Source organism: Frankia sp. AiPa1 (assembly GCF_023243075.1).
In the GTDB taxonomy this organism is placed as follows: Bacteria; Actinomycetota; Actinomycetes; order Frankiales; family Frankiaceae; genus Frankia.
Map to the genome: position 1 here is coordinate 17,750 of NZ_JALKFZ020000193.1, position 24,518 is coordinate 42,267.

Consider the following 24,518-nt stretch of genomic DNA (forward strand, 5'->3'; position numbering starts at 1 on the left):
AGCGCTGTTACGAGGTTTACCGCGGTGGAACACTGCCGGACGGGTGGGCGTTGCCGCGGATATGACCTCTGCCACGTTCGCCGTCACCTGGGACTACCGGTGCCCCTTCGCGCGCAACGCGCACGAGCACGTGCTGACCGGTCTCGCGGCCGGAGCCGACTGGAATGTCGAGTTCCTGCCCTTCTCTCTGGGGCAGGCCCATGTCGAGGAGGGCCAGCCCAGCGTCTGGGAGAAGCCGGAGCAGGACACCGGGATCCTCGCCCTGCAGGCCGGAGTCGTCGTCCGCGACGAGTACCCCGACCTGTTCCCGGCCGCGCACCGCGCGCTGTTCGCCGTCCGGCACGACGAGGGCCGCCATCTGGAGGACCGCGACGTCCTCGCCGCGGCGCTCACCGGCGCCGGCGTGCCGGCGGACGACGTGCTGGCCCGTATCGACGACGGGTCGGTCCTCGGAAAGGTACGCGCCGAACACGAGCGTTACGTACAGTCGCATTCCGTCTGGGGAGTGCCGACGTTCATCGCGGGCGAGCAGGCCGTGTTCGTCCGGCTGATGAACCGGGCGCCGCTGGGGGCGCCGGCGGCGGTGTCGATCCGCGCCGTCGAACGGGTCGTGGACCTGCTGACCGGATGGCCAGAGCTGAACGAGTTCAAGCACACCTCGATTCCCCGTTGAGGCGGATTACCCGTTGAGCCCGCCCGGCCCCAGCCTCGCCAGAACCTCGCCGAGCCGGGGTCGCCCGGGTCGGCGGCCTGGGCGACCCGGGGTGCCTCGTCTGGCTCGGGCGCCCCGTCTGGTCCGGCACGGGCGCCCGGGTAGGGCGGCCGGACCTCTCTGAGCGGGGGGCATCGGCTGCCCGGCGCCGGCCAGGGCTGTCCGGGCCGGTCTAGACGTCGAGGCCGTAGGAGCGTGCGATCTCCGTGAGCCCTCGTACCCCGCCCTCGCCCAGGGCGCGGAAGTGCCAGCCGTCGTCGGCGCGCAACAGATCACCGAAAAGCATCGAGGTGTCGCGCGCGGCGGACGCGGTCAGGTCGTAGCGGACCAACTCCTCACCCGTGTCCGCGTTGACGATGCGGATGTAGGCCTCGTGCACATCCCCGAAACTCTGCCGGCGGAACTCGGCGTTGTGAATGCTCACCGGAAACACGATACGGGTGATCGCCCGGGAGAGCAGGTCGAGACGCACCTCGATCTGCTCGTCATCTCCGCTGCCCGCGCCGGTGAGATTGTCCCCGCGATGAACAATCTCACCCCGTGGGGTGCTCAGATTGTTGTAATAGACGAAGTAGCTGCGGTTCGGCGCCCGGTCGTTTGCCTGCAGGGCGATGGCGCTCGCGTCCAGGTCGAATTCCTCGGCACCCGGACGGTTCGGATCCCAGCCCAGGCCGACAGTGATGTGGGTAAGAATGCCGCTGGTTTCGGCGAGGACGGTGCTGGCGCCCTTGGCAAGGTCGATGCCCACTGTTCTCCGTTTCCCCCTGCGTCGGTAGGCCAGCCCGCGTCGGTAGGCCAGCTGAGTCGGTGAGCCAGCGTGTCGGCCACGGTCGGTCGGCCCTGTCGGCCCGACGGCGACTGGTCCGGTGAGCGGCGCGCCTGCGGCTGACGCGATCCGTGATCAGCCAAGCACATGCCGGCGTTCGGCCGCAGCGCAACGCCGATACTCTTCCTCAGCCTGGGCATCGGAGGTAGTGCCAAGGTGCCAGGCTGGAAGTACCACAGGGCCGAGCTGTTCCGTTCCACGGGCGCGTGATAGGTGTGGTTGGCTAACGTCGGCAGGTGTGGATCAACTTCCGCTGCTCGTCGGCTCCGGTGACATCGCGCGCACGCTCGGCCTGACCCGTCAGGCAGTGGACCATCGGCTGCGGGTCGACCCGGCGGCGCCGAAGCCGGCCGCGGTGGTGAACCGCACCGCGACCTGGGGCGGAACCCGGATCTGGTGGCGTGCGGAGATCGACCGCTGGCTTCGGCTCGAACCGGAGCACTGGCACCTGAGCTGAGGGGCCCGGTCGGCGGGCACAGACGTTTGACTTGGAGTGCACTTCAGGACCTAGCGTCTGAGGTATGGCCACGCTCGAAGCGTCTGTATCACCGTCCCTTCGGCTGCCCCCCGCCTCTCCCCGATCGTTGCCGCCCGGATCGTTGCCCCCCGCACCGTCGCCGGCCATCCCGCCTGGGCCCGAGGCGACTCCTCGGGACGGCACGGATGGTTGCGCTGACCCGGCGGTCGGCTCCGAGACATCGGCGTGGACGATCGCCCAGGCAGCGCAGGCAACCGGGGTCAGCGTCCACACGCTGCGTTATTACGAGCGGGCCGGGTTGATGCGCATGCCGGTCGCGCGGGCCACGTCGTCGCATCGCCGATACACCGAGACCGACATCGCCTGGGTGATCTTCCTGACCAGGCTGCGCCTGACCGGCATGCCGATTCGCGAGATGGCCCGCTATGCACGTCTCGCCGGCGCCGGGGAGGGCAACGAGGCCGAGCGGCTGGAGCTGCTCACCGAGCACCGGCGCCGGGTACTCGAACGGCTGCACGAGGTGCAGAGCAACCTGGCCGCCATCGACGTCAAGATCGCTGCATACGAGGAGAGGATCCGCTGATGCGTGCTGTCACGCTAGGTAACCAGGGTCTGCGGGTGTCCCGCCAAGGCCTGGGCTGTATGGGGATGTCCGACTTCTACGGAGTGTTCGACGACACCGAGTCGATCGCCACGATCCACCGAGCCCTCGACCTCGGCGTCACCCTGCTCGACACCGCCGACATGTACGGCCCGTATACCAATGAGCGTCTCGTCGGCACCGCGGTCGCGGACCGCCGTGACCAGGTGGTGATCGCCACGAAGTTCGGCATCGTCCGTGACCCGGCCAACCCGGCGGCCCGCGGGGTCAACGGCCGGCCGGAATACGTCCGTGCCAGCGCCGACGCTTCACTGGCACGGCTCGGCGTCGACCACATCGACCTGTACTACCAGCACCGGGTCGACCCGAACGTTCCCATCGAGGAGACTGTCGGGGCGATGGCGGAGCTCGTCACCGCCGGCAAGGTGCGGTATCTGGGCCTGTCCGAAGCGGCGCCGGCGACGATCCGCCGGGCCCACGCCACCGCGCCGATCAGCGCCCTGCAGACCGAGTACAGCCTGTGGTCGCGGGAGCTGGAGGCGGAGATCCTGCCGACCCTGCGGGAACTTGGTATCGGCCTGGTCGCCTACAGCCCGCTGGGCCGAGGGTTCCTCACCGGGACCCTGCGCTCGCAGGCGGATGTCGGTCCCGACGACTTCCGGATGACCCTCCCGCGGATGCAGGGCGAGAACCTGGAGACGAACCTCGGCCTGCTCGCCGAGATCGAGAAGCTGGCCACGGACAAGGGGGTGACGCCGGCGCAGCTGGCCCTCGCCTGGGTCCACCGCCAGGGCGACGACGTCGTGCCGATCCCCGGCACCAAGCGCCGCCGGTACCTGGAGGACAACGTGGCCGCCGCGGAGCTCTCCCTCACCGAGGCCGAGGCGGCGCACCTGGCCACCCTCGCCGCGTCCGTCGCCGGCGACCGCTATCTCGACGCGTCGACGATCGACCGCTGACCGCTGACCGCTGACCGCTGACCCCCGACTCCTGACCGCTGATCGCTGGGCTTGGACCGCTGGTCGCTGACTCCTGTCGGCCGGCTCCCGTCGGCCGACCGCATTGCGCGGCTCCCGGCGGCGGCGCGGCATGGTCTCGACCGGCGACTTCTCCGCTCGCCGTGGTCTCAGGCAGCCAGCCTGACCGGTCCTACGCGCCCTGCGTGAGTAGCCGGAATCGCTGTGTGTCTGGAGTCGCCGTGTGTGACGACGAAACCCGAATCTACCCGGGTCAAGATCCAAGCAGGTCGTTGTGGGGGTGTTCGTGTCTGATTTGCCCCCCACGACGACCTGTGTAGCTGGATCTTGATCGGTGGCCCACTGCGCCGCGTAGCGCTCGGGAGCTGTCGACCGCTCGGGCCGAGTGTGGAGGCTGGAGGCGAGTATCTGGGGCGGAGTGCGATGCGAGCGGAAGAGGACGCGGGGCGGAGGAGGCGGCCTCTCGGGCGGTTGTCCACAGCTGCCTGGTGCGATCCACGGATTTCCACAGAAGGAGGAAACGCCTTTCGCGGGGCGGTCGCCGGACCGCAGACTCGGTAAGTGCACCCGGCCCAGCAGAATGTGACCGCCCTTGCCCGGCAGCAGGATGACGTCGTCACCCGTGTGCAGGCGCTCACCTTCGGTATGACCCCCGACGCGATCAGGACCTTACGGCAGCGGCACGGCTGGGGGTCACCGATCCGCGGCGCGATGTTCGTGCCGCCAGTGCGCAACGAGCTCCGGGCACACGCTCGGGCCGCGTCCACCGTGCTCGGCGGCACGATCTGCGGGCTGACCGCCGCGCGGCTCCACGGCCTGCCTGGCCTTCCCGAGCGTCTGCCTGGCGAACCGGTCGACCTTGCGTTCCCCGATGCCGACCAGGAGCGTCGGCGGCGTGGATACCGCAGGCACCGATCGTCCTTCGAACCCTGGGAGGTCACGGACCACGCTGGGATTCCCACCAGCTCACTTCGGCGAACCCTGGAGGACGTCGCGGTCATGCACGACCGCGAGACGTTTATCACCACGATGGACGCGACCCTGCATGCGCGTCGAATCACCCCGGCGGACGTCGCCGAGATGCGTCGCCGAGTCTGGTGCCGCCGTGGCGGCGGCACCACCAGGACCTGGTGGCCGCTGATTGATGGGAAGGCCGAGTCGCCCCTGGAAAGCCGCATCCGCCTTGTGCTTTGCGACGCCGGCCTGCCGCCGGGCGAGACCCAGTGGCCCGTGCGTGATCCAGTCACCGGCAACGAGGTCGCCCGGCTCGACTTCGCTTGGCCCTCGTTGCAGGTGGCGATCGAGGCCGACGGTGTTGGGCCGCACGGCCAGCCCGCGGCGCTGTACCGCGACCGTCGCCGCCAGAATGATCTCGTCCGTCTGGGCTGGGAGATCCTGCGATTCACGTGGCGTGACGCGATCTCGGATGCCGAGCGCCTGACGGAGATCGTCCGCGCCGTGCTGCGTGATGCCGAGGCCCGCGCGGTCCGTGGGTCCGGAGGGTCTGCGGGGTCCATGAGGTGGCCTTGACCCCAGGGCTGGCTGGCGGGGCAGCGTGAATCGCGGTACGTGACGTCATGGTCGACCGTGTGGGGGGTCAAGATCCAAGCAGGTCGTTGTGGGGGTGTTCGTGTCTGATTTGCCCCCCACGGCGACCTGCGTAGCCGGATCTTGCTCTGCGGCCGGCTGCGGAGGGTGACTATCGGGAGAGGTGGGATGTGGGAGACGGGAGGCGGTAGGTGGTGGGTGGCGGGATCAGCCGGCGGGGATGGGATCACGAGCGGTCGGAGAGCAGACGCGGTAGCCGATGCCGCGGACCGTGAGGATGTGGGTGGGGGCCGAGGGGTCCGCCTCGATCTTGCGGCGCAATCGACGGACGTGGACGTCGAGCATCCGCGCCCCGCCGAAGTAGTCGTAACCCCAGATCCGTTCCATCAGCTGCTTGCGGCTGACCGCCCGGCCGCCGGCCACGGCCAGCTCGCACAGGAGCCGGAACTCGGTCCGGGTCAGATGCTGGTCCTCGCCGCTGCGGCGGACGACCCCCTCGGCCGGGCGGATCTGCAGGTCACCGACGCTGAGTAGGTCGCCGACACTGAGAGCCCGGGCCGCCGCGTGGTCGGGATGGGTCCGGCGCAGTAGCGCCCGCAGCCGGGCCAGCGCCTCCGCGGACAGCGGTGGGGCGGTGATGTAGTCGTCGGCGCCGGCCTCCAGACCGGCGACGATGCTGTCCGGGTCGTACCGGTCGGCGACCAGGACGAGCGGGACGTCGCTCGCGGCTCGGACCCGTCGACAGAAATCCAGGCCACTCAGCCGGGTGGCGTCGGTCCGCATCAGGGCGGTGCCGGAGGCCGACACGGTCGGTGGTACCGCGGTCGGTGGCACCGCAGCCCGAAGTACCGCGGCCCGAAGTACCGCGGCTGGGGGCATGGCGGTCGGGGGCGGCGTGACGGGTGGGGATACGACGGCGGGTGGGTCCGCGGTGGGCTGGGCGTGAGTCTCGTGGACAACGGGGGAGCGGCGGTCTCGGGCGGGGCGGAAGCCAGAGCCAGGTATGGGAAGGAGCCGGAGGGCTGGAGCCGCAGCGGGAATGTCGACGGTCGGTGGGCCCTCGGGGCCGTAGACCAGGGTGTCGAGCCGCTCGGCGGCGAGCTCGGCCCGTTCGGGTGGTGAGAGCTGCTCCCGGGCAGGCGGCCGCTCCGCTTCCCCGAGCCAGGCCAGGTGGTCGAAGCACGAGCCGTCGAGGGCGGCAAGGCGGCTGGGCAGTGGGTCGCCGGGCAGGAGGCCGTCGGGCGGAGGAAGGCATCCCGGTTCGGAGGGCAGGGGGAGGCAGGCCAGCACCAGGTGGATCGGCTGGGCGGCGAGCATGGCGAGGGCCTGATCGCCCGAACGGGCGGTGTCGACACCGTAGCCCTCGTCCATCAGAGCGGGCAGGAGTTCCCGGCGCGCCGCCGTCTCGTCACCTACGAGCAGAAGAGTCGTCCGCACCTTGGCCATTTTCCCCGAACTCCCCGCATTGTCCCGCCAGGGGCGCGGTCGGGTGGTGGATGGTGCTGTCCGAGCACGTGGGCCGATGCGCGGGAGACCCGGTGAAGGCGCTGTCCTGCGGGGTTTCCGAGCCATCCGGGCCCTGCGGGGACAGGCCGGATGGCCCCGGCCGGGGGTACCTAGGCCGTGCCGGGACGGGTCCGTGGCCCCGGCCTGTTCGCGCCGGTACCCGGCTGGTGCTACCTGGCCGCGTCCGGTGTGCCCGCGGTGCCGTCCTCGAGCTGGCCCTCGGTGCGCAGGTAGAGCTCCTGAAGGCCGTCGAGGGTGGCGGGCTCGGGATGCTCCCACAGTCCGCGGGCGGCGGCCTCGAGGAGCCGTTCGGCGATGCCGTGCAGGGCCCAGGGGTTCGACTCGAGGAAGAACTTCTGACTCTCGACGTCCAGGGCGTAGGTCTCGGCGAGACGCTCGTACATCCAGTCGGCGACCACGCCGGCGGTCGCGTCGTAGCCGAACAGGTAGTCGACGGTGGCGGCCATCTCGAACGCACCCTTGTAGCCGTGACGGCGCATCGCGGCGAGCCAGCGGGGGTTCACCACCCGGGCGCGGAAGACCCGGGAGGTCTCCTCGATCAGGGTTCTCGTGCGTACCGCCTCGGGCCGGGTGCTGTCGCCGATGTAGGCGGCGGGCGCCCGGCCGGTCAGCGCACGCACGGTGGCGACCATCCCGCCGTGGTACTGGAAGTAGTCGTCGGAGTCGGCGATATCGTGCTCGCGGGTATCCACGTTCTTCGCGGCCACGGCGATGCGCCGGTAGGCCGCCTCCATGTCGGCGCGGGCTGCCGTCCCGTCGACGCCGCGGCCGTAGGCGTAGCCACCCCAGGTGGCATATACCTCGGCGAGATCGGCGTCGTCGCGCCAGTTACGGCTGTCGATCAGCGGCAGCAGTCCCGCGCCGTACGCGCCGGGACGTGACCCGAAGATGCGCAGGGTGGCGCGCCGCTCGTCGCCGTGGCCGGCGAGGTCGGCGCGGGTGTGTGCGCGCACGTAGTTGTCCTCGTCGGGTTCGTCCAGGCCCGCGGCCAGCCGTACCGCGTCGTCGAGCATCGCCACGACGTGCGGGAACGCGTCCCGGAAGAAGCCGCTGATCCGTACGGTCACGTCGATACGGGGTCGGCCGAGCTCGGCGAGCCCGATCGGTTCCAGCCCCCGCACCCGGCGGGACGCGTCGTCCCACTGCGGACGGACGCCGAGCAGGGCGAGCACCTCGGCGACGTCGTCCCCGCTGGTCCGCATCGCGCTCGTGCCCCACACCGACAGCCCGACCGACTCCGGCCAGCGGCCCGTCTCGGCCTGGTAGCGCGCGAGCAGGCTGGACGCCATGGACTGGCCGGTCTCCCAGGCGAGCCGACTCGGCACCGCCTTCGGGTCGACCGAGTAGAAGTTGCGCCCGGTCGGCAGCACGTTGACCAGCCCGCGCAACGGCGAGCCGCTCGGCCCGGCCGGGATGTACCCGCCGTCGAGCGCGTGCAGCACATGCGTGATCTCGTCGGTCGTGCGCGCCAGCCGGGGCACGATCTCGGTGGCCGCGAACCGCAGCACCGCCGCGACCGCCTCAGCGCGGCCGGCCGACTCCGGAAGCCCGGCCGGTTCCGCGAGGCCGGCCGGTTCCGCGGAACCGTTCGATGGTGCCGGCACGCCGGGAGGTTCCGCGGAACCGCTGACTGCCTCCCCGACGGGCGCCTCGTCAGCCCGTTCGCCGTCAAGGCCTGTGCCACCGTCAAGGCCTGTGTCGCCGTCAAGGCCTGTGCCGGGGCCGGGGGCGGGGTGAGTACCGAGGACGGCGGCGACGGTGGGGGCGATGGCGGCGGGTTCCCAGCCGTGCCGTTCCAGCTCGGTGACCAGGGTGAGGGCGGTGCGTTCGGCGTCGTCCACCGCGGTGCGGCTCGCCGTCTGCAGGCTCTCGTCGAGGCCGAGGGCTTCCCGCAGACCGGGCAGGGTGCGCTGGCCGCCCCACAGCTGCCGGGCCCGCAGCATCGCCAGCACCAGGTTGACCCGCGCGGCACCGGTCGGCGCGACCCCGAGGACATGCAGGCCGTCGCGGATCTGGGCGTCCTTGACCTCGCACAGCCAGCCGTCGACGTGCAGCAGGAAGTCGTCGAACTCGGCGTCGTGCGGGCGGTCGGCCAGGCCCAGGTCGTGATCGAGACGGGCGGCCTGGATGAGCGTCCAGATCTGGGCGCGGATCGCCGGCAGCTTCGCCGGGTCCATCGCCGCGATCGACGCGTGCTCGTCGAGGAGCTGCTCGAGCCGGGCCAGGTCGCCGTAGCTCTCCGCGCGGGCCATCGGCGGCACGAGGTGGTCGATGAGCGTGGCGTGCGCGCGTCGCTTGGCCTGGGTGCCCTCACCCGGGTCGTTCACCAGGAACGGATAGATCATCGGCAGGTTTCCGAGCGCCGCGTCCGACGGGCAGGACGCGCTCATCCCCACCGTCTTGCCGGGCAGCCATTCCAGGGTGCCGTGCTTGCCGAGGTGCACCAGCGCATGCGCGCCGAACCCGCCCTCGCCGGCTGGGGCCGACAGCCAGCGGTAGGCGGCCAGATAGTGGTGGCTCGGCGGCAGGTCCGGATCATGGTAGATGGCGACCGGATTCTCGCCGAACCCGCGCGGCGGCTGGACGAGCAGCACCACGTTGCCGGCCTGCAACGCCGCCAGCACGATCTCGCCATCCGGATCGGCGTCGGTGTCGCGGGAGGTGCTGCTGTTCCGGACGGTGCTGCTGTTGCGGGAGGCGCTGTGGTCGACGTAGAGGTCGCCGGGGGCCGGGCCCCAGTGCTGCTCCACCCGTTCGCGCAGGTCGGCCGGCAGGGTGTCGAACCAGGTCCGGTAGTCGGCGGCGCGGATGCGGACCGGGTTGCCGGCGAGCTGCGCCTCGGTCAGCCAGGCGGGATCCTGCCCGCCGGCAGCGATGATCGCGTGGATGAGCGCATCCCCATCGCCGGCCTCGACCCCGGGCAGCGCGTCCGGGCCGCTGTCCGGGCCGGTCTCGTAGCCGGCCGCGCGCATCGCCCGCAGCAGCCGGACGGTGCTCGCGGGCGTGTCCAGGCCGACGGCGTTGCCGATCCGGGAGTGCTTCGTCGGGTAGGCCGACAGCATGAGCGCGACGCGACGCCGCGCCGGTGGGATGTGGCGCAGTCGGCCGTGTGCCACCGCGAGGCCCGCCACCCGATCGGCCCGCTCGGCGTCGGCGACGTAGCTGGTCAGGCCATCCTCGTCAATCTCCTTGAACGAGAACGGGACGGTGATCAGCCGCCCATCGAACTCGGGGATCGCCACCTGGGTAGCCGCGTCCAGCGGGGAGAGCCCGTCGTCCGAATCGGCCCACGCCGCTCGCGGGCTGGTCAGGCACAGCCCCTGCAGGATCGGGATGTCCAGCGCCGCGAGCGCGCCGACGTCCCACGCCTCGTCGTCCCCGCCGGCACCGGCTTTCGCCGGCTGGCTGCCGCCCGCGGCCAGCACGGTCACGACCAGCGCGTCCATCCGGCCGAGAACGGCGAGCAGCTCCTGCTCGGCGGCCCGCAGCGACGCGCAGAACACCGGCAGCGCCACCCCGCCGGCCCGCTCGACCGCCGCGCTCAGCGCCTCGACGAACGCCGTGTTCCCGGCCACATGATGCGCGCGGTAGTACAGCACGCCGATCACCGGCCGGCTTGTCCCGCCGGCTTCGGGGGCGGGGAACTCGGCGGACTCGGCGGTTGTGGCGGCTGTGTCCGCGGTGGGCCGATGGTCTGCCGGCGAGGCGCCGGACGAACGTTCCAGCACGCCCCAGGACGGGGTGACCACCGGCGGGGCGAAGCCACCTCCGGTGAGCAGAAGCGTGTCGGCGAGGAAGCGGTGCAGCTCGCGGAGGTTCGCCGGGCCGCCTTCGGTCAGATAGGTGTGCGCCTCGGCACAGATGCCCGCGGGCACGGTCGACGCGGCCATCAGTTCGGCGTCTGGCACTCGCTCCCCGCCGAGGACCACCACCGGCCGGGGCCCGGCGAGCAGCGCATCCAGCCCCTCCTCCCACATCCGCCGGCCGCCGAGGATCCGCACGATGACGACGTCGACACCGTCGGTCAGCCCGGGAAGATCGTCGACGCCGAGCCGCGCCGGGTTCCCGAGCCGGAACCGTGCGCCGCTGGCCCGGGCCGAGAGCAGGTCCGTGTCGGACGTCGACAGCAGAAGGATCGTCGCGTCGAACTCCCCGGAAGGGGACGGTTCAGGGCGTGCGAGGATCATGGAGCTGCCTCTCCCGGGGATCCGCGTCCCCGTGTCAGCCGGCTGCCGTGCTCGGCCGTCGGTGCCGGATGGTGCCCGGCCGGACGATGGCCCGGCCGGACGGTGGCCCGACGGGACGGGACGCGCGCGGGCAACGTGAGGTGCGCGGGCAACGCGAGGTGCGCGGGGCCACGGTGGATCGTCGACGATCGCTCGCCCCGGCCTTCCCAGCGTGGACGGCTGTCCGCGCCAGTGGCCATGCCTGGGGTCCGCTCCCCGGTGACGGTGGCGGGACCGCGCCGGATTCACACCGGACTTCCTCGCCGCTCGCCGCTCGTGGCTGCTCCACCATGACAGATCGCCCGGCATCACTGTCAAGCCGCGCCCGCGTCAACGGACGCATCCCGGCCACTTTCCCTTCCCCGGCACCTTCCCCCTGCCTCGTCCGTTGTCGGCTTGGTCTTTCTCGGCTCCATGTCGATCGCCGGCCGGACCTGTGGTGCTGGCTAGGAACCCCGCCGACCACTCGAGGCCGGCCCGCCGACATCACGCGCCTAGCGTCACGCTCCGCGACGAATTTCCGGGAGTCAGTCAAGCCCAAGATTCAAACAGGTCGTCGTGGGCGTATTCATGCCCGATTTGCCCCCCATGGCGACCTGCGTGGCCGGATCTTGCCCCGCTGCCCGGTGCGTAGCGTAGCGATCTTGGTGGTTGGGGGTCAGGTCCGGCGCCCTGGCCGGTCCGCGCCCTGGTCGGTCTACCGGATCACGGCCGGCACCGCGACCGCGCCGCGGGCCGTCGAATCGGGCGGTGCCACCCGCTGGCGTTTCTGAACCGCCGGCACCTGTCCCGGCTTGCACGTATGCTCCGCCGGTGTCCACCAGCCGGCGGGAGCGTGCCCAGGACGCCTGCCCCGGGGTGCTCAGGACGCATTCGGCTGCCGATGGCGCGCTGGCCCGGCTTCGCCTGCCCGGCGGGCGGCTCACGGCGCACGCGGCCCGCGTGCTTGCGGCCTGTGCCCGAGAGCTCGCGGACGGGCATGTGGAGCTGACCTCCCGCGGCAACGTGCAGCTGCGCGGCCTTGCTGACGGCGGCCTTGCTCGCGGCGGTGTTGCTGACGGCGGTCTCGCGGGCGGTGGCGCCGCGGAGCTGGCCCGCCGGGCCCGGGCGGCTGGCCTGTTGCCTTCGGACACCCACGAGCGGGTCCGCAACATCGTCGCCTCGCCGATGTCCGGGCGGGTCGCGCACGGACGGGATGTCACGCCGTTGGTCGCCGCGCTCGACCGTGGGCTGTGCGCCGATCCGGCGTTGGCGGCGCTGCCTGGCCGGGTCCTGTTCACCGTCGACGATGGCACCGGTGACCTCGGCGCCATCCCGGCGGATTTCGCGCTGCGGGCACTGCCGGGCGGGCGGACCCTGGTGCGCGTGGCCGGCGAGCCCTGGGAGCTGCGCGTTCCCGACGCCGACGCGGTACCCGTGCTGCTCGCCGCCGCCCGGGCGTTCGTCGAGCTGATCGGTGCGGGCGGCCCGGCCGCGTCCGCCTGGCGGGTCGCGGAGCTGCCGTCTGGCCGGGAGCGGCTGCTCGCGGCGGCGGCGGCGGCCGCGGTGGGTGTTTCCGTCGTCGCTGCCAGTGCTTTCTCCGGTGGCACGCGTGGCGGTGCGGAGTCGGTGTCTCAGGGTGCGGGTGCGGACGTGGCGGATCCCGCGCCGCGGGGAGCTCGGCCGGGGGTGTACGTCCAGCGGGACGGTCGCCGGGCCGTGACCGTCCTCGTCCCGCTGGGACGGCTGAGGGCTGGCCAGCTCGAGCTTGCCGCCGAGCTCGCCGGCGGTGACGGGCTGACCGTAACGCCGTGGCGGTCGGTGGTTCTGGTCGATCGGATGGCGGCGGACATCCCGGGGATCCGGGCGCGGCTGGCCGCCGCCGGGCTGGTGGTCGAGCCGGGCGCCGGATGGACCGGTGTGACGAGCTGCGCCGGCCGTCCCGGCTGCGCCCGGTCCGTCACCGACGTGCGTCGCGACGCCACCCGGCTCGCGGCCGCCACCCGCACGCCGGCGGAGGTATCCGCGGCCGCCACCCGCACGCCGGCGGAGGTATCCGTGGGCGCCACCGGCATGCCGCCGGAGGTATCCGCGGGCGGTTCCCGCGCGGCGCAGGGGGGCGGGCCGTTGGCGGGGTCGTTGGCCGGGTCGGCCACGGGGACGCGCCGGCCGGCTCGGGCGTCCGAAACGTCCCCTGGCGATGAGCGCCGGCTGCTGCCGACGCACTGGTCGGGATGCGGGCGGCGTTGCGGGCAGCCGTCCGGATCCGTCGTCGAGGTGGTCGCGGAGCCGGACGGCTATCGCGTCCACCGGACGGACGGCACCCAACCGCCCGAGGGAACGCTGATTACCTGGGCGACGGGCAGTGGTGGTGAGCTGACCCCCGAGGACTGGTCGGCGCTGGTCGGCGCGGTCACGGCGGCACGGACGACGGAAGCAGGCGGGTGGAAATGGTGACGTCGGCGGGCACGCCACGGTCGGAGTACAGCTATGTCCGCGACGGCTCCGAGATCTATCGCCGGTCGTTCGCGACGATTCGCGCCGAGGCCCGCCTGGACGGGCTGCCCGCGGACGTCGCCCGGGTGGCCGTTCGCATGATCCATTCGTGCGGGATGGTGGATCTGGTCGACGATCTGGCGTACAGCCCGGGGGTGGTCGCCGCGGCGCGGGCGGCGCTGCTGGCCGGCGCGCCGGTGTTGTGCGACGCGCGGATGGTCGCCGTCGGGGTGACCCGAAGCCGGCTTCCGGCGGGCAACGAGGTGCTGTGCCTGCTGGGTGACCCGCGGGTGCCGGCGCTCGCCGCCGAGCTCGGCACCACCCGCAGCGCCGCCGCCGTCGATCTGTGGGCGCAGCGGCTGGCCGGTGCGGTCGTCGCGGTCGGCAACGCGCCCACCGCCCTGTTCCGGCTGCTCGAACTGGTCGCGGCCGGGGGCGCTCGGCCGGCCGCCGTTCTCGGCGTTCCGGTCGGCTTCATCGGGGCGGCCGAGTCCAAGCAGGCCCTGGTCGACGATCCGGCCGGGCTGGAGTATCTCGTCGTGCACGGCCGCCGTGGGGGCAGCGCGATGGCCGTCGCCGCGGTCAACGCGATCGCGAGCGAGCAGGAATGACCGCGCGACCAGGGCGGCTGTGGGGCGTGGGGGTCGGGCCGGGGGATCCGGAGTTGATCACTGTCAAGGCGGCGCGGCTCATCCGGGACGCGGATGTGATCGCGTACCACAGTGCGCGGCACGGCCGCAGCATCGCGCGGTCCATCGCCGCCACCCTGCTGCGCGGCGACCAGGCCGAGGAGGCCCTGGTCTACCCGGTCACCACCGAGGTGACCGGGCATCCTGGCGGGTACCGCGGGGCGATCGACGAGTTCTACGAGGACTGCGCCAAGCGGCTGGCCGTTCACCTGGACGCCGGCCGGGACGTGGTTGTGCTCAGCGAGGGCGACCCGTTCTTCTACGGCTCGTTCATCCACCTGCACCGCCGGCTGGCCGACCGGTATCCGACCGAGGTCGTGCCGGGAGTCACCTCCCTGTCCGCCGGATGCGCGGTACTCGGCCGACCGCTGGTCGAGGGCAACGAGGTGCTCACCGTGATGCCAGGGACCCTGCCGCCGGACACGCTCGCCGAACGGATCGCCGGGACTGACACCGCCGTCGTGCTGAAGATGGGCCGGACGTTCCCCGGGGTGCGTGAGGCGTTCAGCGACGCGGGCCGGCTCGCCGACACCTGGTATGTCGAGCGGGCCACCACCAGCGGCCAGCGGATCGCGCGGCTGGACGAGGTAGACCCGGCGTCCGTGCCGTACTTCTCCCTCGCCGTGCTGCCGAGCCCCGTGCGCGGACCGGACGACCCGGCGCCGCTGCGGGCCGGACAGGCCGACTGGGTCACCCGGGCGGGCAGCACGCCTGCCGGGCCGATCGGCGCTGCCAGGGCCGGGACGCGGCCGGCCGGGGCCGGGGGCGGGGACGGGGCGCTCGACGGCGGGCGGGCCGGTGAGGTGGTCGTCGTCGGGCTGGGGCCCGGCGATTCCGCCTGGCTCACCCCGCAGGCCGAGGCGGCGTTGGCGGCGGCCGAGGAGCTCATCGGCTACGGGCCGTATCTCGACCGGGTGCCCGTCGACCCGCGGCAGCGGCGGCATCCGTCGGGGAACACCGTCGAGGCTGACCGGGCCGAACACGCCCTCGAGCTCGCCGCCGGGGGCGTCCGGGTCGCGGTGGTCTCCTCGGGGGATCCGGGAGTGTTCGCGATGGCGACCGCGGTCGTGGAGGCCGCCGAGCAGGAGCGGTTCGCGCAGGTGGCGGTGCGGGTCGTGCCGGGGCTCACCGCGGCCCAGGCGGTGGCGAGCCGGGTCGGCGCGCCACTGGGGCACGACTTCTGCGTGCTGTCGCTGTCCGACCGGCTCAAACCCTGGGAGATCATCGAGCGGCGGCTGCGGGCGGCGGTGGCGGCCGATCTCGTCCTCGCGCTCTACAACCCGGCGTCGCGCGTCCGCCGGGAGCAGCTTGACCGGGCGCTCGCCGTCCTACGGGAGCATCGGGGTCCGGACACGCCCCTGGTGATCGGCCGCGACGTCGGCGGCTCCACCGAGACCGTCACCGTGACCACGCTCGGCGCCGTCGACCCGGACGTCGTCGACATGCGCAGCCTGCTGCTCGTCGGCTCGTCCACGACGCGGACGGTGCGCCGCCCCGGCCGCCCCGACCTGGTCTTCACCCCCCGCAGCTACCCCGACTCCTGATGATCGCTGCCGTTGGCTCGTGGGTCCTGCGCGATCCGCCCGGCGAGCCAGCCAAGAGCATCGTCAACCGAGTCGACGAGGTCGACGCCGGCCGGCGGCGCGGGCCGGTCCACCAGGACGACCGGCAACCCCAGCTCGCGGGCGGCGGTGAGTTTCGCCGCGGTCATGGCCCCACCGCTGTCCTTGGTGACGACCAGGTCGATGGCATGCCGGCGTAGCAGCGCCCGCTCCCCGTCGACGTCGAACGGCCCCCGGTCGAGCAGGACGGTGTGCCGTGGCGGCAGCGGCCCGTCGGGGGCCTCGACGCAGCGGATCAGAAACCAGGGCCGATCCAGCCGTGCGAAAAGGTCGAGATCCCCGCGCCCGGTCGTCAGGAACACCCGCGCCGCCGCGTCGGAGCCCGGCCGGCTTTTCGGATCGGGGACGAACCGGTCGAGCAGGTCCACGGCGGCGGACAGGGACGGCACCCGGCGCCAGTCGTCGCCGGGGCGCTCCTGCCAGCCCGACCGGCGCAGCAGCAGCAGGGGGACGCCCGCCGCGTCGGCCGCGGTCGCCGCCGACGCGCTCATCCTGGCGGCGAACGGATGCGTCGCATCGACCAGGATGTCGATGCGCTCGGTCCGCAGCAGCGCGGCGAGCCCGTCCGGCCCGCCGAATCCGCCGATCCGGATCTGGCTGGCGGGTGGAATCCGCGGGTCCCGCACCCGTCCGGCCAGGCAGTACAGCACTTCGACCCGGTCGTCGCCGGCCAGCGTCGTGGCCAGCCGGCGGGCTTCTCCGCTGCCACCGAGCAGAAGGACGCGGCGCGGGGCTCGTGGCGGGGCTGGCTCGGGGGGCACCGATGACCAGCCGGTGGCCGGCGCGGGCAGGTCGCCGGCCGCGGCGAAGCGGGCCTTGGAGTAGAGGAAGCTGTCCGGGAAGCCGTCCGCGGCCAAGGCCTGGCCGACGAGGATCACCGCTGTCCGGGTCAGGCCGGCGGCGCGGGACTGCCCGGCGATGTCGGCGAGAGTGCCGCGCAGCACCACCTCCCGCTCCCGGCTCGCCCAGGCCACGACGGCCACGGGACAGCTCGGGCCGTACCGCGGGGTGAGCTCGCGGACCACGTCCTCGATCCGGTGCACCGCCAGGTGCAGCACCAGCGTCGCCTGGGACGCCGACAGGGTGGCCAGGTCCTCACCGGGCGGCATGGGGCTCGACACCACGGACACCCGGCTGAGCACGATGGTCTGGGCGATCCCGGGCACCGTCAGTTCCCGGCGAAGAGCGGCGGCGGCGGCCGCGAACGCGGGTACGCCGGGTGTCACATCGTAGGGGACGCCGGCCGCGTCCAGCCGGCGCATCTGCTCGGCCAGCGCGCTGTACAGCGACGGATCGCCGGAATGCAGCCGGGCGACGTCCAGCCCCGCCGCGTCGGCGGCGCACAGCTCGGCGACGATCTCCTCAAGGTTCATCCGGGCGGTGTCGACGAGCCGCGCTCCGGATGGGCACCAGGTCAGCATCTCGGCGGGCACGAGGCTCCCGGCATACACGCAGACCGGGCTGCTGGCGATGAGGTCGCGCCCGCGCACGGTGATGAGGTCGGCCGCCCCCGGCCCCGCACCGATGAAGTGCACCGTCATCCGAGCTGCACCGTCATCTGAGCTGCACCGTCATCGGGCCGAGGCCGTCATCCGCCGCTCGCCCGATGCGGGCCGACACTGGGCGCCGGGCGGGCGCTCGGAACAGGACACGCCGGGCAACGCTAGCAGCAGTCCCCGGCGGGATCGCGGGATCGCGGGCGGACGACCTTGTGTGACAGCGGGTCAGGTCGACGAGGCGGAGGTGGTCGGTGGGGTCGACGTGGTCGATCTGCCCCGCCCGCCGAGGGTGATGATCTCCGTCGGCTGGCGGGGGGCGGGGATGTCGAGGGTGGGGGCGGCGTGGCGGTCGGGCGGGACGATCGGGAGCGGCTCGCGGACCGGCATCGGTTCGGAGCCGCGGACGACGACGGTGGCGCCGAGCAGTTCGTCCAGGGCAGGCGCGGCCGACGGATCGGTGGCGGCCTCGCCGGTGAACACCACGCACAGGAACCACCGCGGACCGTCGATCCCGACGATGCGTGCCGGCAGCGGGCCCTGCTCGGTGACGATGGACAGTTGCACCTCGAGGCCGTGCGGCCCTGGCCGCTCGGTTACCACCCCCAGGTCCGGGCCCGCCTCGGGCGCCGCCGCGTCGACCTGGCCCTCGTCGATCCGGTCCTCGGACCGCGTGTCCGCGCCGTCCCGATCCTCCGCACCGGCGTTCGCATCGGGTCCTTCGCCTGATGTGAGCCGTTCGTCGGACGTCGTCGCGCCGTCGTGAGCAGCCAGGATTTCGGCGCGGATCCCGTCCCACAGATCCTCGCCGCGTGGCGCGGCCAGGACGGTCATCTCGATCGCGGACGCGCCGTCGGTGGCGATCAGCGCCGGCAGGGGGCCGTCGAGCGAGAGCCGGATCCAGGTGCCGTCGACCTGCGGGATGTGCAGCGCCCCGAAGTCGGCACGCCGGCGCCCGTCGTCCGGCTGATCGGCGAGATCGAAGGGACCGATACGGGGGACCGCGTCGCCCGGGGCGTTCTGGGGCCGGATGCCCGCGGGCTGGGCGCTTGCGGACTGGCCGCTCCCACGCTGGGTGGTCATGTGCTGGGCGGTCTCGGGGCCGCCGGTCCCGGGGCGGGCGGTCTCGGGGCGGGCGGCCCTGTCCTGCGTGGCCATGTCCGGCCTGGTCCCGGAGCGAGAGGCATCGGGCCTGGGGTCGCCAGGATCTCCAGTCACCCTACGTATAATCCTGTGAGCAATACGTCCACCAAGCACTGCGTACCACCTCCATCGACGAGCATGAGGTGACGACATGAGTTCGCCAGGTAGGCGCGCCGGGGATGTGGGGCCCTTGCGGCCGCACCGGGAGGCACCGGGAGGCGTCGGGCGGAAGCGTTCTGTCGTTGATCGGATGTCACCTGTCGAGAGAAATCTGGGTAAACCGGGGTCGGCGGAACCTGGTATCTGCGAGCCTCGCACCTGTGCTCCCGACCGCCGCCCCGCCCCGCACCGTTGACGACCTCTGCCGTCTCGAGCTGACCGAGACTCCGCTGCGTTATCGCTACTTCGGCGGGCTGTCCCTGGCGGTCTCGGACAGCACCGGGGCGGGGTGCCTCAGCCTGCTGTGGCCCAGCCGGTTCGAGGTGGACGGGGTGCAGTACCGCAGCGCCCAGCACTTCGTCCTGGCCCGCAAGGCCATCGTGTTCGGTGATGAGGAGGCGTTGCGTTCGGTGTGGGCGCTGCCGGCGCCGATTCCGCTCTCGACGCCGTGCCAGCGGGTGCGGGGCTATGACCCGGCGGTCTGGGCCGGCCAGCGGCGTGCTGTCGCGGTCGAGGCGAACCTGGCCAAGTTCGGCCAGAACCGGGCGCTCGGTAGCTACCTCGTCGGCACGACGGGCCTGATCCTCGCCAACACGAGCCCGCGGGACCGGATCTGGGGCATCGGCTGCGACCGCCAGGACGAGCGGGCCGCCCATCCCGGCCGCTGGCCGGGGCACAACCTGCTGGGTTTCGCGCTGATGGAGGTGCGCCACAGGCTGCGCGTCACCCGGTCGGCTGGCCTGAGCGGGGCGGCATAGGCGGGGCCGGCGGGGCCGCTTTCTGGCCGCCGATGACGGCCTGGCCGGCCGCGAGGACCGTGTCTCGGCCAGGCTGTGTCGCGGCGTGGCGCGGTAAATCCCGTAACGGGATGGTGGAATCCGCATGCGTCCGGGACCATTGAGAGCGTGTCTGTTCCAAACCAGAAGGCGTCGTTGCCCAAGTCCTGGATGGTCTCCGAGTCGCTGAGCGGGGGGATGAAGCTTCCGTTCGTCGTCGGCCTGGACGATTCCGATACTCCATATGACGTGGTCGACGCTCTTGCGCTCGCTCCCTTCACGACCGGTGAACAGCCCTGGGCCCGCAGTGCGCGGCTCGATCGGCTGCTACCCGGCGCTACCCTGTTGCCTTCCGGAGCCCGGTTGCTGCGCTCCGTAGTTGAGGAGTCTCGTGACTCACGGCTTGCTGTCGGCGAGGGCTGGACCGTGCGGGCCGTGCGCTGGCGCGGCGGCGGGGGTGAGGTCACCGTCACCGCCGTGACCGAACAGCTCGCCCGGGGGGTGCTCGATGACGTGGTGCGCACCTCGACCGCCGAAGCCGGCACGGACAGCGCCGTCACCATGGGCTTCTGGTATCTGTCCAGCCAGCGCGGACCGATCCGGACCAGCCGCCGCACGGCGACGACGAGCTGGCCGTCCATCCGAGGCAACTACGCCTCGTCGACGGTGGGCGGGCTCGACGCGCTGATGGCTGTGCGCCGGGACACCGTCGCGGGGAGGCTGATCCTGCTGCACGGCCCCGCCGGTACCGGGAAGACGACCGTGCTGCGCGCATTGGCCCATGAGTGGCGGTCCTGGTGCCAGGTCGACTGCGTGCTCGACCCGGAGGCGCTGTTCGCCGATCCCGCCTACATGATGGAGGTCGCGATCGGCTTCGACGATGACGGTGAGGGCGAGGCCGATGCGGCCGAATCGCTGACCGATGCCGGCGCGGGACCCGTCGGGCTGGCGGACTCCGAGGACGCGGGGGGAACCGACGACAGCGCCGATCGGCAGGGCGGTTCTCACGGTTCTCACAGTTTGAGTGGTTCCGGCGGCGTCGGCAGGGCCAGCGGTGCGGACAGCGGTGAGCGCCCAGGGGTCGAGCGGGGGGCGGGACTTTCCCGCTCCGCGGCCGAGGCGTACAGCGAGCGGGTCGAGGACCGGATGGGCCAGCCTGTCGGTCGGCGCTGGCGGCTGCTCGTCATCGAGGACTGCGACGAGCTGATCCGTGGTGACGGCCGGGGATCGACCGGTCAGCAGCTCTCGCGACTGCTGAACCTCACCGACGGCCTGGTCGGCCAGGGCCGCGAGGTGCTCGTCGCGCTGACCACCAACGAGGACCTGACCCGGCTGCATCCCGCCGTCGTCCGCCCGGGACGTTGCCTGGCCCAGATCGAGGTCGGCGCGCTGCCGCACGCCGAGGCGGTCTCCTGGCTCGGTTCGGCCGAGGGCGTCGGCTCCACGATGACACTCGCCGAGCTGTTCGCGCTGCGCGACGGCCGCGGTCTGCCTCGCCCCACCCTGGCGGACCCTCGCCACGGCCTCTACCTGTAGGGCGGGACACCTCTGCGGCGGACTCCCGGAGTCCGCGACACCTGTCGGGTCGGGTCGGGACAGGAAACAGGCCAGAGGCTCGGGGCGTCGCACGCTGGGCCGTGCGGCGCCCCGAGCCGGACCGGACCGGACCGGGGCACGGTTGTATCGCCGCAGGTCGCAAGGGGTGACCACGTCCCATCGCCGGATGTTTACCCGCAGCGGCTAAGGTATGCCGCGTTGGTATCAACCAGGGCAATTCGGGTTGCAGGTGGCGTACCGAATTCGGGGTATGCGGTGGTGTCCACCGGCGCGGTGGGAAGCCCTTGTCGGCAAACGGCACCGCACGGTTCTATGTCTGCCGGCGGCATCAGGATTCGCAACCTGGTGGCCTGGGGAAACGTCGTGTCTGGTAGGGATCTGTTCGTCATTGTGGGGGTGTGGCCGTGACCGCGGTACAAGGTGGAGTCGCCGCGCAGGTGCCGGGCGTCGAGGTGGGTGGTGCCGCGTGGGCGGACGTTCCTGTTCTGCTCAGTCGGGTCGACGCGTCGGGGGAACAGGCCCGGCGTAACGCCGAGGGGCACTGGCACGCGGTGACTGACCTGCAGGAGCGCCTCGCCGTCGCCGCGGCCGGGGGATCGCCGCAGGCGCGGGAGCGGCACGTCGAGCGAGGCAAGATGCTGCCCCGGGACCGGGTCGACGCGTTGCTTGATCGGGGCAGCCCCTTTCTCGAACTGTCCCCGCTGGCCGCGAACGGGTTGTACGACGATCCGGTCCCGGGCGCGGGCATCATCACCGGCGTGGGGCGGATCAGCGGACGGGAATGCCTCGTCATCGCCAACGACGCGACGGTGAAGGGGGGGACGTACTATCCGTTGACGGTGAAGAAACATCTGCGCGCCCAGGAGGTCGCACTGCACAACCGGCTGCCGTGCGTCTATCTGGTCGACTCGGGCGGCGCCTTTCTGCCCCTACAGGACCAGGTCTTTCCCGACCGGGATCATTTTGGTCGCATTTTTTATCACCAGGCGCGGATGTCGGCGCAGGGTATTGCGCAGATCGCCGCCGTGCTCGGGTCCTGCACGGCGGGCGGCGCCTACGTGCCGGCGATGGCGGACGAGGCGGTGATCGTCCGCGATCAGGGAACGATCTTCCTGGGCGGGCCGCCGCTGGTGAAGGCGGCGACCGGCGAGGTCGTGAGTGCCGAGGAGCTGGGCGGCGGCCTGCTGCACGCGCGCATCTCCGGGGTGATCGACCATCTCGCCGAGGACGATCATCACGCGCTGCGCATCATCCGGTCGATCGTGGCCACGCTGGCGCCGCGTGCGCCACGCCCATGGGGGGTCGTACCAGTCGAGGAGCCCGCCGTCGATCCCGCCGGCCTGTACGCGGCCGTGCCGCCGGATGGGCGGACTCCCTATGACGTGCGTGAGGTCATCGCCCGGATCGTCGACGGCAGCCGTTTCGCCGAGTTCAAGGCTGAGTACGGCCCCACCCTGGTCACCGGCACGGCCCGGCTGCACGGCCATCCGGTGGGCATCGTCGCGAACAACGGGGTGTTGTTCGGCGAGTCGGCGCTCAAGGGTGCGCACTTCGTCGAGCTGTGCGATCAGCGGGGCATCCCGTTGGTGTTCCTGCAGAACATCACCGGTTTCATGGTCGGCCGCGAGTACGAGGCGGCGGGCATCGCCAAGCACGGGGCAAAGATGGTCAACGCCGTCGCCTGCGCCCGGGTCCCGAAGCTCACGGTCGTCATCGGCGGGTCCTACGGCGCCGGCAACTACTCCATGTGTGGAAGATCGTTCTCTCCGCGGTTCCTCTGGATGTGGCCGACCGCGCGGATCTCGGTGATGGGCGGTGAGCAGGCCGCCGCCGTGCTGGCCACGGTCCGGCGCGACCAGCTCGCCGCGACCGGCGTCGACTGGAGCGACGAGGACGAAACGGCGTTCCGGGCGCCGATCCACGAGCGTTACGCGACGCAGAGCAACGCCTACTATTCGACGGCACGGCTGTGGGACGACGGCGTGATCGACCCCGTGGACACCCGTATGGTGCTGGGCCTGGGTCTTTCCGTGGCCGCCAACGCCGCGCTGGAGCCGGTGGGATACGGGGTGTTTCGGATGTGACGGGGCGAGGACGGGGCGAGGCAGGGCTGTCGCCGCAACGACCGGGCCGGATCCGTCCGCGGATGGTCGGGTCGGGATTCCCGCGGGACGGCGCGTGGGTGACGAGGACAATGCACGGGAGTCGACGGTGCGCAGGAGCAATCGGGAGGTAGGGGTCCAGGGTGTCCGCCGCTGATCTGACCTCGTGGGAGAACTCCGGCCACTCGCCGGTACCGTCCGGCGGGCCCGCGGATGGACCCGAGCGCGGCAGCGGCGGGATCGGTCCGCCGCCCGCCGCGGCGCCGCCCGGCGCGGTGCCGGTCGGGGCGGTGCCGGGCGTCTCGGCACCGCCGGTCCCGGCGCCGGCAGGGCCAGGCCCGGCCGGACCGTCGCCACTGGAACGGCCCGCGGTGAATGGCGCTGCCGGCAGCGGAGACGATGTGGGCATCACGTCCGTCCTGGTCGCGAACCGCGGGGAGATCGCGGTTCGGATCATCAGGACGTTGCGTGAGCTCGGCATCCGCGCGATCGCCGTCCATTCCGACGCCGACGCCGACGCACGTCACGTCCGGGCGGCGGATCTGGCCGTCCGGATCGGGCCGGCACCCGCCCGCGAGAGCTATCTCGACATCGACGCCGTGCTGGACGCGGCGAGGGCGAGCGGTGCGCGGGCGGTGCATCCGGGTTACGGGTTCCTGGCCGAGAACGCGACGTTCGCGCGGGCCTGCGAGGCCGCCGGACTGGTGTTCATCGGACCACCGGCGACAGCGGTGGAGGTGATGGGCGACAAGATTCGCGCGCGGCGGACCGTCGCCGAGGTCGGCGTGCCCGTTGTCCCGGGTCGGTCGGCGCCGGGGATGAGCGACGCGGCGCTGATCGAGGCTGCCGGCCAGCTCGGCTACCCGGTGCTGGTCAAGCCGTCGGCGGGCGGCGGTGGCAAGGGGATGCGCATCGTGCGGGAGCCCGCGGAGATGGCCGAGGCGGTCGCCTCCGCGCGCCGTGAGTCTGCGGCGGCGTTCGGTGACGACACCTTGTTCGTCGAGCGGCTGATCTCGCGGCCTCGCCACATCGAGGTGCAGATCCTCGCCGACCGGCATGGCAGCGTCCTGCATCTGGGTGAACGTGAATGCAGCCTGCAACGGCGCCACCAGAAGATCGTCGAGGAGGCGCCGTCGCCGATGCTCGACGCTCGCACCCGGGAGCGGCTCGGCACCGCCGCCGTCGCGGTGGCCCAGGCCGTCGGTTACGTGGGCGCCGGCACGGTTGAGTTCATCATGTCGGCTGACACGCCCGACGAGTTCTACTTCATGGAGATGAACACCCGACTGCAGGTCGAGCACGCGGTCACCGAGCTGGTCACGGGGGTGGATCTGGTCGCCGAGCAGATCCATGTCGCCGTCGGCGAGCCGCTGCGCTTCGGCCAGGCCGACGTGCACACGGCCGGTCACGCGATCGAGGCCCGGGTGTACGCGGAGGACCCGGCGCGTGGATTCCTGCCGACCGGCGGCACGGTTCTCTCCTTCCAGGAACCGGTGGGCGACACCGTGCGTGGGGGGGGGGGGGGGGGCGGCGGGGCCCCCCCCCCCCCCCCCCCCCCCCCCCCCCCCCCCCACAACCACACCCCCCCCCCCCCCCCCCCCCCC

Annotated in this window: 17 protein-coding genes and 1 riboswitch; of the genes, 12 read left to right on the top strand and 5 right to left on the bottom strand. The window is 72.4% G+C overall.

What is annotated here, in order from left to right; genetic code table 11:
- Positions 1–61: 61 nt before the first annotated feature.
- Positions 62–673, top strand: coding sequence for a DsbA family oxidoreductase (locus MXD95_RS27100; RefSeq protein WP_250643576.1), 612 nt, complete (start codon positions 62–64; stop codon positions 671–673).
- 211 nt (positions 674–884) lie between these two features.
- Here the strand turns inward: MXD95_RS27100 and MXD95_RS27105 are convergent, their stop codons facing one another.
- The gene (locus MXD95_RS27105) at positions 885–1,460 is read right to left on the bottom strand and encodes a TerD family protein (RefSeq protein ID WP_250643577.1); all 576 of its coding nucleotides are present in this window, start codon (positions 1,458–1,460) and stop codon (positions 885–887) included.
- A gap of 316 nt (positions 1,461–1,776) precedes the next feature.
- On the opposite strand from MXD95_RS27105, the gene MXD95_RS27110 reads away from it, so the two are divergent.
- From MXD95_RS27110 to MXD95_RS29075, 4 genes are all read left to right on the top strand, one after another.
- On the top strand, positions 1,777–1,995 hold the full coding sequence (locus tag MXD95_RS27110; protein WP_250643578.1) for a hypothetical protein: 219 nt from the start codon (positions 1,777–1,779) through the stop codon (positions 1,993–1,995).
- 142 nt (positions 1,996–2,137) lie between these two features.
- Complete coding sequence (locus MXD95_RS27115) at positions 2,138–2,599, top strand: MerR family transcriptional regulator (protein WP_250643579.1); 462 nt, start codon at positions 2,138–2,140, stop codon at positions 2,597–2,599.
- Positions 2,599–3,576, top strand: coding sequence for an aldo/keto reductase (locus tag MXD95_RS27120; protein WP_250643580.1), 978 nt, complete (start codon positions 2,599–2,601; stop codon positions 3,574–3,576). The genes MXD95_RS27115 and MXD95_RS27120 overlap by 1 nt, the downstream gene beginning before the upstream one ends.
- A gap of 600 nt (positions 3,577–4,176) precedes the next feature.
- On the top strand, positions 4,177–5,124 hold the full coding sequence (locus MXD95_RS29075; RefSeq protein ID WP_250643581.1) for an endonuclease domain-containing protein: 948 nt from the start codon (positions 4,177–4,179) through the stop codon (positions 5,122–5,124).
- 225 nt (positions 5,125–5,349) lie between these two features.
- Here MXD95_RS29075 and MXD95_RS27130 read toward each other — a convergent pair whose 3' ends face one another.
- Both MXD95_RS27130 and MXD95_RS27135 read right to left on the bottom strand, forming a co-directional pair.
- Entirely contained in the window at positions 5,350–6,579 is a 1,230-nt protein-coding gene (locus tag MXD95_RS27130) for a winged helix-turn-helix domain-containing protein (RefSeq protein WP_250643582.1), read from the bottom strand.
- Between the two features lie 239 nt (positions 6,580–6,818).
- On the bottom strand, positions 6,819–10,856 hold the full coding sequence (locus MXD95_RS27135; protein WP_250643583.1) for a cobaltochelatase subunit CobN: 4,038 nt from the start codon (positions 10,854–10,856) through the stop codon (positions 6,819–6,821).
- Positions 10,857–11,031: 175 nt separating this feature from the next.
- Positions 11,032–11,155, bottom strand: a riboswitch (cobalamin riboswitch).
- 553 nt (positions 11,156–11,708) lie between these two features.
- On the opposite strand from MXD95_RS27135, the gene MXD95_RS27140 reads away from it, so the two are divergent.
- Genes MXD95_RS27140 through cobJ form a run of 3 tightly spaced genes read left to right on the top strand, consistent with a single transcriptional unit; the run spans position 11,709 to position 15,603 of the window.
- The gene (locus tag MXD95_RS27140; RefSeq protein WP_250643584.1) at positions 11,709–13,331 is read left to right on the top strand and encodes a ferredoxin-like domain-containing protein; all 1,623 of its coding nucleotides are present in this window, start codon (positions 11,709–11,711) and stop codon (positions 13,329–13,331) included.
- Positions 13,325–13,981 carry a precorrin-8X methylmutase gene (locus MXD95_RS27145; protein ID WP_250643585.1) on the top strand — a complete coding sequence of 219 codons (657 nt, stop codon included), beginning with the start codon at positions 13,325–13,327 and terminating at the stop codon, positions 13,979–13,981. Before MXD95_RS27140 ends, MXD95_RS27145 begins: the two co-directional genes overlap by 7 nt.
- A gap of 53 nt (positions 13,982–14,034) precedes the next feature.
- Positions 14,035–15,603: a precorrin-3B C(17)-methyltransferase gene (gene cobJ / locus MXD95_RS27150; protein ID WP_250643586.1), complete on the top strand. Its 1,569-nt coding sequence runs from the start codon at positions 14,035–14,037 to the stop codon at positions 15,601–15,603.
- Here cobJ and MXD95_RS29775 read toward each other — a convergent pair.
- Together MXD95_RS29775 and MXD95_RS27165 are read right to left on the bottom strand one after the other, a co-directional pair.
- Complete coding sequence (locus MXD95_RS29775) at positions 15,588–17,222, bottom strand: cobalt-precorrin-6A reductase (RefSeq protein WP_308301593.1); 1,635 nt, start codon at positions 17,220–17,222, stop codon at positions 15,588–15,590. The two genes, cobJ and MXD95_RS29775, sit on opposite strands and share 16 nt — an antisense overlap.
- 183 nt (positions 17,223–17,405) lie before the next feature.
- Entirely contained in the window at positions 17,406–18,335 is a 930-nt protein-coding gene (locus MXD95_RS27165) for a DUF3710 domain-containing protein (RefSeq protein WP_250643587.1), read from the bottom strand.
- Between the two features lie 305 nt (positions 18,336–18,640).
- On the opposite strand from MXD95_RS27165, the gene ybiA reads away from it, so the two are divergent.
- From ybiA to MXD95_RS27185, 4 genes are all read left to right on the top strand, one after another.
- Entirely contained in the window at positions 18,641–19,237 is a 597-nt protein-coding gene (gene ybiA / locus MXD95_RS27170) for a riboflavin biosynthesis intermediates N-glycosidase (protein ID WP_250643588.1), read from the top strand.
- Between the two features lie 147 nt (positions 19,238–19,384).
- A complete protein-coding gene (locus MXD95_RS27175) occupies positions 19,385–20,791 on the top strand; it encodes a DUF5925 domain-containing protein (protein ID WP_250643589.1) in 1,407 nt (468 codons plus the stop codon).
- Between the two features lie 458 nt (positions 20,792–21,249).
- Complete coding sequence (locus MXD95_RS27180; protein ID WP_250643591.1) at positions 21,250–22,896, top strand: carboxyl transferase domain-containing protein; 1,647 nt, start codon at positions 21,250–21,252, stop codon at positions 22,894–22,896.
- A 419-nt stretch (positions 22,897–23,315) separates the two neighbouring features.
- A partial coding sequence (locus MXD95_RS27185) for an acetyl-CoA carboxylase biotin carboxylase subunit (protein ID WP_250643592.1) occupies positions 23,316–24,518 on the top strand: 1,203 nt, incomplete at its 3' end.